Source organism: Mycobacterium sp. IDUB_28 (genome assembly GCF_055419285.1).
The window spans coordinates 208,399-223,590 of record NZ_JBVAXK010000008.1 but is presented as its reverse complement, the minus strand read 5'-3'; the positions used below and the strand labels follow the sequence as shown (position 1 = coordinate 223,590).

Annotated in this window: 17 protein-coding genes; 15 read left to right on the top strand and 2 right to left on the bottom strand. The window is 63.5% G+C overall.

Translation table 11 applies throughout. The features are described from left to right. Position 1: 1 nt before the first annotated feature. A complete protein-coding gene (locus tag ACZYZ9_RS18475) occupies positions 2-790 on the bottom strand; it encodes an SDR family NAD(P)-dependent oxidoreductase (RefSeq protein WP_463827710.1) in 789 nt (262 codons plus the stop codon). Positions 791-939: 149 nt separating this feature from the next. Between ACZYZ9_RS18475 and ACZYZ9_RS18470 the strand changes: the two genes are divergently transcribed. The 14 genes from ACZYZ9_RS18470 (at position 940) to ACZYZ9_RS18405 (ending at position 12,244) form a co-directional block, all read left to right on the top strand. Continuing rightward, the gene (locus tag ACZYZ9_RS18470; protein ID WP_463827709.1) at positions 940-1,542 is read left to right on the top strand and encodes a TetR family transcriptional regulator; all 603 of its coding nucleotides are present in this window, start codon (positions 940-942) and stop codon (positions 1,540-1,542) included. Between the two features lie 146 nt (positions 1,543-1,688). Then, positions 1,689-2,336 carry a hypothetical protein gene (locus ACZYZ9_RS18465; protein WP_463827796.1) on the top strand — a complete coding sequence of 216 codons (648 nt, stop codon included), beginning with the start codon at positions 1,689-1,691 and terminating at the stop codon, positions 2,334-2,336. A gap of 144 nt (positions 2,337-2,480) precedes the next feature. Further along, complete coding sequence (locus ACZYZ9_RS18460) at positions 2,481-3,089, top strand: TetR family transcriptional regulator (RefSeq protein ID WP_463827708.1); 609 nt, start codon at positions 2,481-2,483, stop codon at positions 3,087-3,089. Positions 3,090-3,239: 150 nt separating this feature from the next. Continuing rightward, a complete protein-coding gene (locus ACZYZ9_RS18455) occupies positions 3,240-4,742 on the top strand; it encodes a nitric oxide reductase activation protein NorD (RefSeq protein ID WP_463827707.1) in 1,503 nt (500 codons plus the stop codon). A gap of 23 nt (positions 4,743-4,765) precedes the next feature. Further along, positions 4,766-5,563, top strand: coding sequence for an AAA family ATPase (locus ACZYZ9_RS18450; RefSeq protein ID WP_463827706.1), 798 nt, complete (start codon positions 4,766-4,768; stop codon positions 5,561-5,563). Positions 5,564-5,577: 14 nt separating this feature from the next. Beyond that, positions 5,578-5,709, top strand: coding sequence for a hypothetical protein (locus ACZYZ9_RS18445; RefSeq protein WP_463827705.1), 132 nt, complete (start codon positions 5,578-5,580; stop codon positions 5,707-5,709). Between the two features lie 86 nt (positions 5,710-5,795). After that, the gene (locus tag ACZYZ9_RS18440; RefSeq protein WP_463827795.1) at positions 5,796-6,401 is read left to right on the top strand and encodes a hypothetical protein; all 606 of its coding nucleotides are present in this window, start codon (positions 5,796-5,798) and stop codon (positions 6,399-6,401) included. A 19-nt stretch (positions 6,402-6,420) separates the two neighbouring features. After that, complete coding sequence (locus ACZYZ9_RS18435) at positions 6,421-6,840, top strand: hypothetical protein (protein WP_463827704.1); 420 nt, start codon at positions 6,421-6,423, stop codon at positions 6,838-6,840. Beyond that, complete coding sequence (locus tag ACZYZ9_RS18430; protein WP_463827703.1) at positions 6,837-7,913, top strand: NAD(P)H-dependent amine dehydrogenase family protein; 1,077 nt, start codon at positions 6,837-6,839, stop codon at positions 7,911-7,913. Before ACZYZ9_RS18435 ends, ACZYZ9_RS18430 begins: the two co-directional genes overlap by 4 nt. Then, positions 7,910-8,959, top strand: coding sequence for an NAD(P)H-dependent amine dehydrogenase family protein (locus ACZYZ9_RS18425; RefSeq protein ID WP_463827702.1), 1,050 nt, complete (start codon positions 7,910-7,912; stop codon positions 8,957-8,959). The genes ACZYZ9_RS18430 and ACZYZ9_RS18425 overlap by 4 nt, the downstream gene beginning before the upstream one ends. Further along, positions 8,959-9,303, top strand: coding sequence for a hypothetical protein (locus ACZYZ9_RS18420; RefSeq protein WP_463827701.1), 345 nt, complete (start codon positions 8,959-8,961; stop codon positions 9,301-9,303). The genes ACZYZ9_RS18425 and ACZYZ9_RS18420 overlap by 1 nt, the downstream gene beginning before the upstream one ends. Next, complete coding sequence (locus tag ACZYZ9_RS18415) at positions 9,303-10,067, top strand: LLM class F420-dependent oxidoreductase (RefSeq protein WP_463827700.1); 765 nt, start codon at positions 9,303-9,305, stop codon at positions 10,065-10,067. Before ACZYZ9_RS18420 ends, ACZYZ9_RS18415 begins: the two co-directional genes overlap by 1 nt. Before the next feature lie 85 nt (positions 10,068-10,152). Beyond that, complete coding sequence (locus ACZYZ9_RS18410) at positions 10,153-10,719, top strand: hemerythrin domain-containing protein (RefSeq protein ID WP_463827699.1); 567 nt, start codon at positions 10,153-10,155, stop codon at positions 10,717-10,719. 70 nt (positions 10,720-10,789) lie between these two features. Then, the gene (locus ACZYZ9_RS18405) at positions 10,790-12,244 is read left to right on the top strand and encodes a protein adenylyltransferase SelO (protein ID WP_463827698.1); all 1,455 of its coding nucleotides are present in this window, start codon (positions 10,790-10,792) and stop codon (positions 12,242-12,244) included. Between the two features lie 12 nt (positions 12,245-12,256). On the opposite strand, the gene ACZYZ9_RS18400 is transcribed toward ACZYZ9_RS18405, so the two are convergent. After that, complete coding sequence (locus ACZYZ9_RS18400; protein ID WP_463827697.1) at positions 12,257-14,071, bottom strand: glycoside hydrolase family 15 protein; 1,815 nt, start codon at positions 14,069-14,071, stop codon at positions 12,257-12,259. A gap of 145 nt (positions 14,072-14,216) precedes the next feature. On the opposite strand from ACZYZ9_RS18400, the gene ACZYZ9_RS18395 reads away from it, so the two are divergent. Further along, complete coding sequence (locus ACZYZ9_RS18395) at positions 14,217-15,173, top strand: TIGR03557 family F420-dependent LLM class oxidoreductase (RefSeq protein ID WP_463827696.1); 957 nt, start codon at positions 14,217-14,219, stop codon at positions 15,171-15,173. Positions 15,174-15,192: the final 19 nt, after the last annotated feature.

Genomic DNA, 15,192 nt, shown 5'->3' with positions numbered 1-15,192 from the left:
CTCAGTAGTCGGGGATGGGTAGCGGCGAATTGTTGGAATCGATTCCGCCGTCGACGTGGAATATCGCGTTGGTGGCATAACAGTCGGATGTGCTCAGGTAAACACACAGCCGACCCAGATCCTCGACGTTGCCAAGGCGGTGCAGAGGCGTCGCGTCCTGCATCTTCTCCAGCGAACCCGGCATCAGGTCGAGACTGCTTTGGAGCCCATCGGTGGCGAATGATCCGAGCGCGATGGCGTTGACCCGGACCTTGGGGGCCAGCTCCTGGGCCATCGCCCGGGTCAGCGCTTCGAGCGCCCCCTTGGCCGTGCAGTAGGCAGCCAGCGCGCGGATGCCGAAACGCGCTGAGCCTGAGGAGATATTGACGATCGAACCGCGACCGGCGTCGATCATGTGCTTGGCCACCAACTGACTCATGATGAACGTGGACGTGACGCACCAGTCGAAGGCGAGCCTGAAGTCGCCGTCGGTGATATCGAGAAACCTCGCGTAGGTGGCTCCCCCGACATTGTTGATCAAGATGTCAATGCGGCCGAAGCGCTCCATGGCCGTCGAGACCACGCGTTCACCATCGGGACGGCTCATCGCGTCGGCAACCACAGCCAGTCCCTGACCGCCTGCCTCCTCGATGCCGTTGATCGTTGCCAGGATGTCCGCTTCCGTCCGCGCGGTGCCGACCACCGTCGCACCGGCCTCGGCCAGCACCCGGGCGATGCCCTGACCCACACCTTTGCCAGCGCCTGTCACGATCGCGACCTGCCCTGCCAAATTGAACTGCTCCAAAGCCACCTGAGCTCCTCTGCCCCGACTTGACGCCGACATCATCTAACGACTGAAACTGACTTAAGTCAACGATCCGCTCCGGTGCAGGGTGCAGTGTCACTGGCCCGACCAGCGCCGCCGCGATACTGTTTGCAGTCGAATTCGGCGGAGGAAACATGACGGCAGGCAACAAGATCTCGGCTCGCGAGACCAAACGACTGCAGACCCGGGAGCGATTGCTGGGTGCTGCGGTTGCGGAGTTCAAGCGTTCCGGGATGGCCGAAGCTGACGTCGCCGCGATCGTGGCGGCCGCCGGAGTTGCACACGGCACATTCTTTTTCCACTTCCCCACTAAAGAACACGTGCTGCTCGAATTGGAACGCCGCGAAGAACAACGCATCGCGAGCCAGCTCGCCCGATTCCTGGTCACCGAACACGATCTTGCCGGTGCTCTCGGTGAGGCGGTTCGACTGGTCGCCGGCCTCGAACGCCGACTGGGCGATGGTCTGTTCAAAGACTTTCTCGCGCTGCATTTCTCACAGACCCGCCCACCGGTCGAGGACGGCAGAGATCATCCGGTGATCATGGCGGTGGCCGGCGAGATCGAGCGGGCGCAGCGGCACGGCAGTGTTGCCGCCGACGTCATCCCGATGAACAGCGCAGTGTTCTTCCTGCTCGGCTTGTACGCACTGCTCATCACGACCAACACCTGGCCCACCCGCGATGCCATGCTCGCCGATTACGTGGCCAGAACGATGCAGAGCATGGCGCCTCGCTGAGTCCAGGCGGTTGACCTCAGTCAGTTTCTGCGTTACAACAGGCGAGGTTGAGGGAGGCCACATTGAATCTGCCGACGCTGAACTTTCGCCGCTGGAGCAGCGCGCCGGCCCCCGGCGCCGGGGACGGATTGGCCTTCGACGAGCACATGGAGGAATCCCGACTCGCGCAGCGACAGGCCGATAAGTGGCTCATTTCGGGCTCGCTGTTGATCGGCACCGCCGCGCTCGGCGTCTTCGGCCTCCCACTGTTCCTGCGCGGAGTCTGGTTGCTGCGACGCGCGCAGCGGGCGGGGTTGTCGGTGCGGCCGATGCTCGTCACGCTGCTCGGCTATCTGGTCATCATTGATGCCGCCATCAACACCGTGGGCTGGGCGCTGGACATGGTGGGCAACCACACCCTGCTCGGGCGAGTGTTGCTGGTGGGCTGGGGCGATATGTTCGATGCTGGCTACTTCTGGCATTTCAACGAACTCTGGATCGGCGGCGCGGCAGGCCCCGGAGAGAAAGGCTGGGAAGTCGGCCTGATCTTCACCGTGTTCACCATGCGAATCGCCGCCGGCATCGGCTTCCTGCAGATGAAACGATGGGGACACCAGTGGATGGTGGTCACCTGCTGGATGGGTGCGGTTATCTGGATCGGCTACGTGTTCAACATGACCATGTACGCCGACGTGCGCTTCGGCGGTGTGATATTCCCGGTCGTCGGCTGGTGGCTTTACGACATCTTCTACATCACCCCGTTCCTCGCGATCCCCTACCTGCACACCGTCAACCGCGAGATCTTCTCGGACTAGCTCGATGACCGAGGTCATGCAACATCACGTTCGGCTCGATGCTGAATTACTCATGGATTCAGGTCAATTCATCATCGAAAACGCTGCCGAGCCGGAACAGCGCCGTTGACTTCAGTCAGTAAAGAGTCTACAACAGAACACACCATGACGGCACAGGTCAGAACCTCGGTGCGCGAAACGCAGCGACTGCAGACCCGGCAGCGCCTGCTCGGTGCGGCACTTGCCGAGTTTCAGCGCTGCGGAATGGCCGCTGCCGAGGTCGGCGTGATCACCAGTGCTGCCGGTGTCGCGCACGGCACCTTCTTCTTCTACTTCCCCACCAAAGAGCATGTCTTACTCGAATTGGAAAGCCGCGAAGAGGCGCGGCTCGCCGCTGAACTCACCCGGTTCCTCGGCACGTCGCCCGACCTGACCGCCGTGCTGACCGAGGCGGCACACCTGGTCGTCGACCTCGAACAACGTTTGGGCGGTCCACTTTTCCGGGACTTCCTGGGCATACACTTCTCGTCCACGCGACCCAAGCGCGACGAGGAATGGACCGATCACCCGGTGATCGTGTTGCTGGTCAAGCAGATTCAGCAGGCACGTGACCGCGGCGAGATACACGCCGCGGTCGATCCGTTCTACAGCGCGGTGTTCTTCCTGCTCGGCGTCTACGGCGCATTGAGCACCACGTCCGCCGGGACCCGTCGCGACACCATGCTGGCCGAGCTGGTCGCGACGGCAGTCCGAAGTCTCGAGCCTCGACAATAACCAGGGAGATTCGTATGGATATGGTTTGGGAGTTGCTGCGGTACGTCGCCGCCTGGGGCGGAACCGGATTGATCATCTGGTTCTGGTACTGGATGTTTTCCAACATCGGAACGTTCTGATCGCGTGGCCGGGACGGCCGATTCATCGGCAATGGCGATCGAGCGCAGTTGTGCACTGACGGCAGTGGCGCTCAGTGGACAGCGCCGCGACGGTGCCCGCCTACTCACAGGTGCCGGCCGCAGCTTCGGTTTGAGCCCCGCGTTGGACCTCGTGCACGTTCCCTACCCGGGCGTCGGCGACGACTGGACCCGCCGCACCCTGACGTGTGGTGTCGCGTTGCAATGCTCGCCGTCCAAAGAACGCCTCGCCCACTACCGGTTGTCCGACCTGTCGCCCCGCGAACACCGCGCCCTGGCTTTCGTCGAAGCAGGTGTCGCGATGGGCTGGATCGCTGCGCACTGGCCCGGACTGATGCCTGAGCTAAAAAGAGCGTTGTCCGACATTCCGATTCGCGATCCGGACCTGGATGCCGCGACCATGTTCGACCAAGCGATCGACATTGCGCGCGGTAGACAGCCGATCGTCGAGCACCCATTGCTCGGCATGCTGCCGCGCACCCAACTCAGCGCCCGCGGATTAGCCAGCGCAATCAAGCGACTCGGCAGGATGCCGTGGACCAGCACCCAACAGCGTCATCCGCGCCCATATTCGGTGCCGGTGGGCGGCGATGGTGGCGTTCGCAACCCCAACCTGCCACCGCCCAGCCGACCAGAGGATAACGACCTCGACACCAGTCCCGAACGCCGGCAAGGTATCCCGTATCCGGAGTGGAACGCCTGGACAAAGACCTTCCTGGCGAATCATGTTGCAGTGCTGGAGTTTCCCTCCCACCCGCAGGCCGGTCACCCGGCCCCGGTCGCAGAAAACCTTCGAAAGTGGTTCGAGGAGCACACGCATCGCGCGATGACCAACCGGCTCGAGGACGGATCCGATCTCGACGTCGAGCAATACGTGCGGCACTACATTGACATGTTGACCCAGACGGCAAGCGAACCAAGGATTTTCCGGGAACTGTTGCCGCACAGCCGCGACGTCGCCACCGCGCTGTTGCTCGACGGTAGTTCCTCACTGGGCGTGCACGGCGGCCGCATTTTCCGCTTGGAACTCGAATGCGCCGATGCGCTGTCCCGCGCGATGACACTCGCTCGTGAACGCCATGGCATTTTTGTGTTCACCGGAAACACCCGGCACCGCGTCGAAGTGCGCTGTCTCAAAGACTTTCAGGACGGCCACTTCATAGCGCCGGGCAAGCTCGGGCTGATGACCGGTGGTTACACCCGGCTCGGCGCGCCGATTCGACACTTGACCTCGCGGCTGTTGACCCAACCGGCTGAACGCCGTCTGCTCATCGTGATCGGCGACGGACTGATCTCTGACGAAGGATACGAAGGCCGTTACGCGTGGGCCGACGTGGCGCATGCGGTCGAGGAGGCCAACGACGCCGGCGTCTCGGTGTACTACGTGGGCGTCGGCCCAACGCGGGTCGATCCGCTACCCGAGGTGTTCGGATCCCGCCGGTCGCGACGGATCAAACGTGTCGAAGAACTGCCGCGAGTACTCGCGCACGTCCACCGAGAGCTTGTCTCCGCGTGACCGGCGCAGACCTGAGGGGAGAAATGACCACCGACACCTACATCGCCAGCGGCAACGAGGTGGAGTTGTTCGAACAGGCTTACCGCGAACACGTTCCGGTGATGCTGACCGGGCCCACCGGATGCGGCAAGACCCGCTTCGTCGAACACATGGGCGCTCTGCTCCGGCAACCTGTCGTCACCATCAGCTGCCATGACGACCTCACCAGTTCGGACCTGGTCGGCCGCTTCATGGTCACCGGTGGAGATGTGATCTGGAAAGACGGCCCGCTGACCAGAGCAGTCAAGGCCGGCGCCATCTGCTACCTCGACGAGGTGGTCGAGGCCCGACACGACTCACTGGCGATTCTGCACTCCCTGACCGATCACCGTCGCGCTCTCTATCTGGATCGCGCCGACGAAGTCGTCCGGGCGCCCGACTCGTTCATGCTGGTCTGCTCCTACAATCCCGCCTACCGCAGTTCGTTGAAAGAGTTGAAGCCGTCCTTCCGTCAGCGATTCGCGACCCTGCCGATGACATATCTGCCCGCCGTGCAGGAGGCCGAGGTGATTGTGGCGGAATCGGACGTAGAGATCGCGACGGCGCACCGACTTGTCTCCTGCGCCAACGCTATTCGCTCTGCGGACGCCGTATTCCACTTCGAGCCGCCCTCTACCCGGGTGTTGGTCACGGCCGCGAAGCTGATCGCGGCCGGAGCCACCGAGATCAGCGCGGCCGAAGCCTGCATACTCGCACCGCTCAGTACCGACGGTGCCATCAACGACGGTCTGCGCGAAGTCGCAGCAGCGACCTTGAACACCGAACCCTCAGGGACTTTCTAGGAAAGGCGGACGAAATGGTGGATCAACAAGAGCGCAAACGCAAGCGGGCACTCATCGTCTTTCAGATCTTCATCTACGGATACCTGCTGATCATGTTCAGCATTCAGCTGTACATGTCCTTCGCCCGTGGCTGGTGGGACCTGTGACCGCCGTCGTCTCTCCGGGCGACTCGGTCAACCTCTCTGAGCACGACGACGAATCACGGCAAGCCCAGCGCCGAGCCGACAAATGGATGATCGTCGGTGCCGGGTTGATGGGATGCTGGGCCCCGGGCCTGATCGGATTCCCCATCTTCATGCGTGGGGTGTGGCTGCAGCGTCAGGCTTTACGTGCCGGCCTGTCGGTTCGCCCCATGATCGTCACGCTGATCGGCTACCTGGTGCTGATCGACGGAATGCTGAACAGCCTGGGATGGGCACTGGACCTCGTCGCCAACCACACCCTGATCAACAGGGTGCTGATGATCGGCTGGGGCAACATGTTCGACGCCGGTTACTTCTGGCACTACAACGAATCCTGGGTGGGCGGCGCATCGGGGCCGGGTGAGAAAGCGTACGTAGCCGGTCTGATCCTGACCGTGTTCTCCATGCGGGTCGCCGCGGCTATCGGATTCCTGCAGATGAAACGGTGGGGCCATCAGTGGATGGTGGTCACATGCTGGATGGGCACCGTCATCTGGTGTGCCTACGTCTTCAACATGACCATGTACGCCGACGTGCGTTATGCCGGTGTGGTTTTCCCGGTGATCGGCTGGTGGCTCTACGACATTTTCTACATCACGCCGTTCCTCGCCATCCCCTACCTACACACCGTCAATCGCGAAATCTTCTCCGACTAGGGCATGAAGGAGCATCCCCATGACGACGAAATCGACTGTCACAGATGACAAAGAACCGGCCGAGGAACTGCCGCCGGGCACCACGCCCTACTACGCGCGCATGCACAAGTGGATCAAGCGGGCGGTGCTGGTGTGCCTGGTGGCCCTGGTGCTCGAGGGCGCATTCACGTTGCCGTTCATGGCCGTCTACTACGGGTATCCCACGCTGAGCCTCACTGAAATCTGCAGCGAGTTGCTCAAAGTCCGCTACTCCGACGACGCCCTGGAATGCAAATACCCCTACCCACCGTTGGGTCCGCCGGAAGGCGCCGAAGGCAAGGACACCGCCCGGGACGTCTGGGGTATCCAGCCCACGCCGAAGTACCACCGTCTGGGCTTTCGTGAACTGGTGCGCATCCATGATGAACGCATCGCGCGCCAGCACGCCGGCGCCAAGTGACCAGGAGGCTGCGCGTCGTCCAATGGACCACCGGCACTGTGGGCAGGAAGTCGGTCCACGCGATCGCCGAGAACTCGTTGTTGGAACTGGTGGGCTGCTACGCGTGGTCGCCGGACAAAGTCGGCCGTGATGTCGGCGGACTGTGCGGGATCGAACCACTGGGAGTGCAGGCCACCGACGACGTCGACGCGCTGCTCGGCCTCAAACCCGACTGCGTGGTCTACAACCCGATGTTCGCCGACGTGGACGAAGTGATCCGCATACTGCGGGCTGGAATCAACGTCGTCACCACGTCGGAATTCATTACCGGACACCAACTCGGCCCTGCCCGGGACCGCATCGTCGATGCCTGCATGCAAGGCGACTCAACCATTTTCGGCAGCGGCATCAATCCCGGGTTCATCCAACTCCTGGCGATCGTCACCGCCGGACTGTCCGACCGGGTGGATCGCATCTGCATCGTCGAATCGTTCGACACGACCATTTACAACTCTCCGGCCACCGAGATTCCGATGGGCTTCGGTCATCCGATTGATCAGCCGGACCTGCCTGCTCTCACCGAGAAAGGGTCGGGCATCTTCCGCGAGGCCCTGTTGCTGATCGCCGATGCCCTGGGAGTCGATCTCGACGAAATGAGATGCGACGTCGAATATGCCCAAACCACCGAGGATCTGCTGCTGCCCGGAGACTGGACGATCGAAAAAGGTTGCGTCGCAGGCATCAATCTGCGGTGGCGGGGCATCGCCGAAGGCCGCGAGGTAGTCGAGGCCCGCGCCGTGTGGACCAAAGGGCAATCCCTCGAACCGCGTTGGTCGACGAACTTCGGTTATACCGTAACGGTGGAAGGCCGGCCCACGATCAAGACCACACTGAGTTTTGAGCCGCCCCCGGATTTTCACGGGGAGTCGATCGACGACTACATCATGCTCGGTCTCACCATCACCGCCATGCCGCCCATCACCGCGATACCCGCCGTCGTCTGCGCACCGCCCGGCATCGCCACCTACACCGACCTGCCCCTGCTGTTACCGCGGGGAGTCCTGGCACGCAACGGAAGGACGCGCGCGCAATGACGGAGAAGTATCGCGTCATCCAATGGATGACCGGGGATGTCGGACAAGTCGGACTGCGGCACTTCGCCGACAATCCGGTCTTCGACCTGGTCGCCGTGTTGGTGCACACACCGGAGAAGGTCGGTAAGGATGCCGGGGACATCATCGGCATCGGACCGACGGGAATCGTCGCGACCGACGACGTCGAGTCCGTCATGGCGACCGAGGCGGACTGCGTGTTCTACACACCGATCATCATGGATGTCGACACCGTTTGCCGGCTGTTGCGATCGGGCAAGAACGTTGTCACCACGAGCGGATTCTTTCATCCGTCCAAGTACTTTCGGGAGGAAGCGAATAAGATCGAGGCCGCCTGCCGTGACGGTGGCACGAGCTTTCACGGCGGTGGCATCCACCCCGGCTACGCCGGAGACCTACTGCCGCTCACCCTCGCCCGCGTCGCCAGCAGGATCGACAAGATCGAAGTGTACGAGGTCGTCAACGTGCTCACCGACGCACCACTGGACCACATCGACTGGTTGGGTTTCGGTAAGCCCCAGGATGAATTTCTCTCCACCCCAACCATTCTGGGCATGGGTCTGCCGTTCTTCGCCCAATCGATGTACATGATCGCCGATGGGCTGGGCGTCGAAATAGACGACATCACCGCAGATCTGGCCGTCGCCACCGCCACCGAGGACATGCCGCACGAACTCGGCGCCATCGCCAGCGGAACGGTGGCCGCGCAGCATCACACCTGGACGGCACAGGTCGGCGGACAGCCGTTCATCGCTTTCCACGCCATCTACCTCACCAGCGGTCCGACCAGCATCGAGCCAGCCTGGGATTGGGGAAAAACCCGCTACCGCATCGTGATCGAGGGCGATCCAGCAAGTGTCCTGACCCTGGAAGGGCTCGAATCCCCGGACGGGACCACCTCACATCCGGGCTACAACTGGACTGCGATGGGCGCTATCAATGCCATTCCCGACGTCTGTGACGCCGCACCGGGCTGGCTCACTCACTACGATCTCGGTTTGATTCGGCCGCGGGGCCTGGTCCGCTGATGACCGACCCGCCACGGTTGCACCATGTCGTGTTCGCGGTGGCACGGGAGCGGCAAGATGCAGCGGGAAAGCTATTCACCGAACTTGGGTTCACTTTGAACGACATCGATCTGGAGCATCTGGGGCTTCGGGTCCTGCTGGACTGGGATCGGGGCATCGAACTGATCAGCCCCAGCCCCGAATCCGACGCCGAGGTTGCGACTTCGGTGAGTCAGTTCCTGGCCGATCATGGCTCTGACCGGCTGCCGAATCCGAGGTGTTCCGAAACCCCCTCGTGGCGGCCATTTCTCGGCATGAGCGGACCCGCGCGACTGCAACTCGAATTCGATCTACCGGACCGGTGATGGTGAAGATCGGCGTTCAGATTCACCCGCAGAACACGACCATGGCCGCGCTGCGTGCCGGTTGGCAAGGGGTCGACGACCTGGGCGTCGACAGCCTGTGGACCTGGGACCATTTCTTCCCTCCGCTGTACGGCTCGCCCGACGAACCGCACTTCGAGGGCTGGCAGATTCTGGCGGCCATGGCCGTCACCACAGCCAACGTTTCCCAGATCGGCATGTTGGTGACCGGATCCTGCTACCGCAACCCCGACCTGCTGGCACATATGGCCTGCACGCTCGACCATCTCTCCGGTGGGCGAGCGGTGCTGGGCATCGGCTCGGGATGGATGGAGCGCGACGAGACCGAATACGGCTACCCCGTCCGGACTCCAGCCGAGCGCCTCGACGTTCTTGCCGCGGCGCTGCCCCGCATTCGCAACCGCATCGGGCTGCTTCGGCCTGCTCCGATCGGTCGGCTGCCGCTGCTGATCGGCGGTAATGGTGAGCAGCGCACCTTGCGCCTGGTCGCTCAGTACGCCGACATGTGGAACGGTTACGGCGATCCGGCGACCATCCGACGAAAGAACCAGGTCATCGACCGGTGGTGTGGCGAAGTTGGCCGCGACCCGCACCAGATTGAGCGCACCGCGTGGATCGAGCGCGCGGAACCGGGTCTGATGCGATCCCTGGTCGAGGCTGGGGCCGATCACCTGATCCTCGGCCTTCGTGCCCCCTTCGACCTGCGTGAGGTGGAGCGGCTGGCCGGGGGTCGTCAGGCGTTTTAGCGTTCAACAGCTCGGGTATGCCGCCTTTAGCGGCGCACAGCCCCCCGCCCGCATTCGCAAACTCCACCCATGGAGGTGTATCGGCGTGGCCGAAATGATTGTTGAAACTCCGGAAGAAGTTGTTGCCTACCTCAAAGCGCAGCACGACCTGATCGAGGATATGTTCGACCAGGTGCTGCTCGCATCAGATCCTGAGGCGCGGGAGAAGCCGTTCATCCAGCTTCGCCAACTGCTCGCCGTGCACGAAACGGCCGAGGAGATGCTGGTGCATCCGCGGGCCCGCCGCGATCTGGAAGCCGGCGATGCAATGGTGGACGGGCTCCTGCAGGAAGAGCACGATGCGAAGGAACAGCTTTCCAAGATCGAAAGCCTGGACATCACCTCCGATGCGTTCATCGCTGAGCTCACGAAGCTGCGCGAGGCCGTGCTGGCACACGCTGAACATGAAGAGATCGAGGAGTTCGCGAAGTTGCAGCGCGACCTCGACACCGACGAGCTGAAACGGATGGGTACCGCCGTCAAGGTCGCCGAGGCTATCGCACCGACCCGGCCACACGCCGGCGTGGAATCAGCGAAATTGAATTTCGTCGTCGGACCGTTCGCGTCGATGTTGGACCGGGCACGGGATCTGATGCACCAGGCGACAAGTTAGGGGCGTACATGGGTTTGGCTACAGCACGCCATGGCCGAGACGGTTGACCCCGGTCCGTAGGCTGGATCAAGTGAGCGTTGCACCGGGCACGACCATCACACTTGGTAACCGCTTTCTCCGCGACCTGCCCGAGATGGCGGTCCCCTGGCGGGCTCAGGTTGCGGCCGAGCCTCGATTGCTCGTCTTCAACGAACCGCTGGCGGTCGAACTCGGTCTGGACGCTCAGTGGCTCCGTAGCTCCGACGGTCTGCGTTTCCTGGTGGGCAACCTGGTTCCAGACGGCGCCACCCCGGTCGCCCAGGCATATGCGGGACATCAATTCGGCGGCTATGTGCCGCGGCTGGGTGACGGCCGCGCGTTGTTGTTGGGCGAGATAGCCGACGCCGACGGGCGGTTGCGCGACATCCACCTGAAGGGATCCGGCCGCACTCCGTTCGCCCGGGGCGGTGACGGCTTGGCGGCGGTAGGGCCGATGTTGCGTGAATACGTGATCAGCGAGGCGATGCACGCGCTGGGGATATCCACCACCCGATCGCTGGCGGTGTTGGCGACCGGGACCGCCGTGACGCGCGAGACGCTGCTGCCCGGCGCCTTGTTGGTCCGGGTGGCAAGTAGCCACCTGCGCGTGGGCAGCTTCCAATACGCTTCTGCGACAGGAGATATCGGTCTGCTTCGCCGTCTGGCCGATCATGCCATTGCCCGTCACCATCCTGAAGCCGCCCACGCGGAACAGCCCTACCTCGCGTTGTTCGAGGGTGTGGTGGCGGCCCAGGCGTCGCTGGTGGCCCGGTGGATGCTGGTCGGCTTCATCCACGGCGTGATGAACACCGACAACATGACGATCTCGGGCGAGACCATCGACTACGGGCCATGTGCCTTCATGGAGGCCTACGATCCGGACACCGTGTTCAGTTCGATCGACGCCTGGGGACGCTATGCCTACGGCAACCAGCCGACCATCGCGGCGTGGAACCTCGCCCGCTTCGCCGAGACTCTGCTGCCATTGATCGCCGACGACGTCAACGACGCAATCCCGTTGATAGAGGAAGCTTTTGACGGGTTTCACCAATACCACAGCGCCTGGCTCGCGGGGTTGCGCGCCAAGCTGGGTCTGCCTGCCGGTGCCGAACCGACCGAGCCGCTCATCGATGAACTGCTGCCCATGTTGCAGGAGAGTCACGCGGACTTCACCTCTTTCTTCCGCAACCTCAGCGCTGCGGCGGCCGGCGACGCCGAACCGGCGCGTGGCATGTTCGTGGACCCGGCCCAGTTCGATGCCTGGGCGTCACGTTGGCGCCAGCAGGGGCCGGACGTCGACATGATGCAGCGCGTCAACCCGATCTACATCCCGCGCAATCACCTGGTCGAAGAAGCACTCACCGCGGCGACGGCGGGCGACCTCGAACCGTTGAACCGACTACTCGATGCCATCAGCTCCCCCTATACCGAACGACCGGGTCTGGAGCGCTATGCAGCCCCGGCCCCCACGGATTTCGGCGTCTACCGCACCTTCTGCGGCACCTGACTCTCCGCACCTTCAGGACTGGAGATCCAGTGCCGCCCCGATCAACGCCAAGTGGCTGAGACCTTGGGGAAGGTTTCCCAGGAAAGAGTTGTCGTCTGAGTCGATCATCTCGGCCAGCACGCCGACATCGTTGGTCAATTCGACCAATTGGTCCATCAATTCGCGCGCTTCGGTGTCGCGACCGACGTAGTGCAGTGCCGACACTGCCCAGAACGAACACGCGACGAATGCACCTTCCTGCTCGTCCCGGCGTGCCCCGCTGTAGCGGTACAGCAGCGGACCGCAACCCAGATCGCGTCGCAGTGCGTCGATGGTCGCCGTCATCCGCGGGCCTCGGTCATAACCGCTGCCGGCGTGCAACAAGATCGAAGCGTCCAGTTTGCCACTGCCCGGATACCATTCGTAGCTGTTCAACTCGTCGGACCAGCATTCGCGTTCTACCCAGGCCCGAATCCGTTCGGCCTCACCGGCCCAGCGATCGGGATCGCCGGGAATCTGTCCCAACTCGGCAAGCCCGACCGCGCACCGCAACGCGTGCCAACAACCCAGTTTGGAGGTGGTGTAGTGCTCGAGCTGTTCCAGCTCCCACATCCCGGCGTCGCGGGTGCGCCAGGCGTCGCAGGCCTGGTCGGCAAAGTCCGCCAGTAGGTGGCCGGTCGCGGTGTCCAGCGCGTGACCGGAGTCGACGTACAGGCGCACCGTGTCGAATAAGTCGGCGTAGATGCTCAACTGCAGCTGCCCGTGCGCGCGGTTGCCGGTCAACACCGGTCCGATCCCCCGCCACCCGGGTACCTCGTGGCTGATCACCGGTTCGACCTCCGAACCGTCCAGCCGGTAGCACACCCCGGTGCCGGCACCGTGCTGACGAACCGTGCGCAACAGCCAGCTGATCGCGGCGTGCGTTTCCTCCCGGATGCCGAGCCGGCGCAAGGCGCTCAGCGTGTAGGCGGCATCGCGGACCCACGCGTAGCGGTAGTCCCAGTTCTTACCGCCTGAAAGCCGTTCCGGCAGTGAGGTAGTCGCCGCGGCTGCCACGGCTCCGGTTGGACTGAAGATCAGCAGTTTCAGGAACAGCAGACTGCGGTGCACGGCTTCGCTCCACGCGCCGGCGCATTCGAACTCACCCGACCATTTGCGCCACTGCTCGACGGTGCGGTCCAATCCCCGATCGATATCGTCCACCGGCGACAACATCAGCGGCTCGCCATCGGTCGCTACCAGGCCGATGACCCGCCGGGACGACGGGTCCGCACTGAATGTGCCGGATACCGCCTGATCGGTCAGCTCCACGTTCATGCCCTCGGAGATGGACACCCCGAAGTTCAAGTCCTTGAGGCGCAACACAATTCCATGCGGAGTCTGTCTCGCCCACGGTGACGCGGTGTTGAAACAAGTGCCGGGTGCGACGCGCCAGCGCATCGGCACCTCGCCGTCCAGTCCCTCGATTCGACGCACCAACTCGGTCCACGGCAACCGTCCGTCGAGTCCGACGTTGAGTGCGTCGGTGACGCGAACCCGTCCGGAGTCGGTGACGAAAGTGGTTTCCAGCACATTGGTGTGCGGGACATATCGGCGCTGCGCGGTGAACGGTATTGCCGGTGCCAACTCCAGGCGCCCACCGTTGGCAGCATCGAGCACCGCCGCGAAGACGGGCACCGAATCCAGGTTCGGTATCGGAAACCAGTCGATGGCACCGTCTTCGGCGACCAACGCCACGGTCCGCCCGTCGCCCAGCGGCGCATAACTGCGCAGCGGCACGAAACCCTTGTCGCGGTATGGGGATTCGGTCGGCGTCGAAGTACGGGGATCGAGCTCCGGTGGCGGCACGCCATCGCGTTCCCCGATCCACCGCCGATAAACACCTGTGGGCTGGGCCCAGCCGCTGACTCTGCGCCTGGGGCGTAGATGTGCGAGTACGCCCCACCCCCACCGCAGAGTGACTAGGTGGCGCTTCAGCGGGTAACCGCCCCTCATGCCTACCATCGGATATTTCTTGTCCTGCGAACAATTCGGACCGGCAGAGCTGATCGACCAGGCCAAGCGGGCGGAAGCTGCCGGGTTCGACGCACTGTGGATTTCAGATCATTTCCACCCCTGGAATGACGAGCAGGGACAGAGCCCGTTCGTCTGGGGCGTCATCGGAGCCTTGTCGCAGGTGACGTCGCTGCCGGTCAGCACCGCGGTGACCTGTCCTACGATCCGCATCCACCCGGCCATCGTCGCCCAGGCCGCCGCGACGGCCGCGGTGCAACTGGACGGCCGCTTCGTCCTGGGTGTCGGCAGCGGGGAGGCCCTCAACGAGCATGTGCTGGGCGATCGCTGGCCGTCGGTCGGGCAGCGCCTGGAGATGCTCGAGGAGGCCATCGACGTCATCCGGTTGCTGCACAAGGGCGACGAGATCAGCCACCACGGCAAGCACTACGAGGTGCAGGAAGCTCGCATTTACACTCTCCCGGACAAGCCGGTGCCCATCTACGTCTCCGGGTTCGGTCCGCAGGCGGCCAAGTTCGCCGGCCGGGTAGGCGACGGGTACGTCCTGGCGATGCCTTCGGCGGAACTGGTTGACTCGTTCCGCAAGGCCGGGGGTGGAGACAAGCAGGTGCAAGCCGGGACCAAGGTCAGCTGGGACAAAGATGCCGACAACGCCCTGAAGACGGCCCACCGACTATGGGCCAACGAGGCGTTACCGGGTCAGGCTGCCCAAATCCTGCCGAGGCCCAGGGATTTCGCCGATCTCATGTCACTCGTACCGCCCGACCAGGTCGCGGAGAGCGTCGCCTGCGGGCCCGACCCCGACAAACACGCCCAGCAGGTCCGCGAGTACTTCGAGGCCGGGATCGACGAGGTCTACGTGCAACAGATCGGGCCGGACATGGCGGGCTTCTTCTCGGCGTGGGAGCGCGACGTCTTGCCCCAACTCCGGAAGTAAACGCCGCCGGGCTACCGGA

Bases quoted from the DNA above. Each gene is read 5' to 3' on its own strand.
- ACZYZ9_RS18470 (WP_463827709.1), top strand. From the start codon at position 940: ATGACGGCAGGCAACAAGATCTCGGCTCGCGAGACCAAACGACTGCAG.
- ACZYZ9_RS18465 (WP_463827796.1), top strand. From the start codon at position 1,689: ATGGAGGAATCCCGACTCGCGCAGCGACAGGCCGATAAGTGGCTCATT.
- ACZYZ9_RS18460 (WP_463827708.1), top strand. From the start codon at position 2,481: ATGACGGCACAGGTCAGAACCTCGGTGCGCGAAACGCAGCGACTGCAG.
- ACZYZ9_RS18455 (WP_463827707.1), top strand. From the start codon at position 3,240: ATGGCGATCGAGCGCAGTTGTGCACTGACGGCAGTGGCGCTCAGTGGA.
- ACZYZ9_RS18450 (WP_463827706.1), top strand. From the start codon at position 4,766: ATGACCACCGACACCTACATCGCCAGCGGCAACGAGGTGGAGTTGTTC.
- ACZYZ9_RS18445 (WP_463827705.1), top strand. From the start codon at position 5,578: ATGGTGGATCAACAAGAGCGCAAACGCAAGCGGGCACTCATCGTCTTT.
- ACZYZ9_RS18440 (WP_463827795.1), top strand. From the start codon at position 5,796: ATGATCGTCGGTGCCGGGTTGATGGGATGCTGGGCCCCGGGCCTGATC.
- ACZYZ9_RS18435 (WP_463827704.1), top strand. From the start codon at position 6,421: ATGACGACGAAATCGACTGTCACAGATGACAAAGAACCGGCCGAGGAA.
- ACZYZ9_RS18425 (WP_463827702.1), top strand. From the start codon at position 7,910: ATGACGGAGAAGTATCGCGTCATCCAATGGATGACCGGGGATGTCGGA.
- ACZYZ9_RS18420 (WP_463827701.1), top strand. From the start codon at position 8,959: ATGACCGACCCGCCACGGTTGCACCATGTCGTGTTCGCGGTGGCACGG.
- ACZYZ9_RS18415 (WP_463827700.1), top strand. From the start codon at position 9,303: ATGGTGAAGATCGGCGTTCAGATTCACCCGCAGAACACGACCATGGCC.
- ACZYZ9_RS18395 (WP_463827696.1), top strand. From the start codon at position 14,217: ATGCCTACCATCGGATATTTCTTGTCCTGCGAACAATTCGGACCGGCA.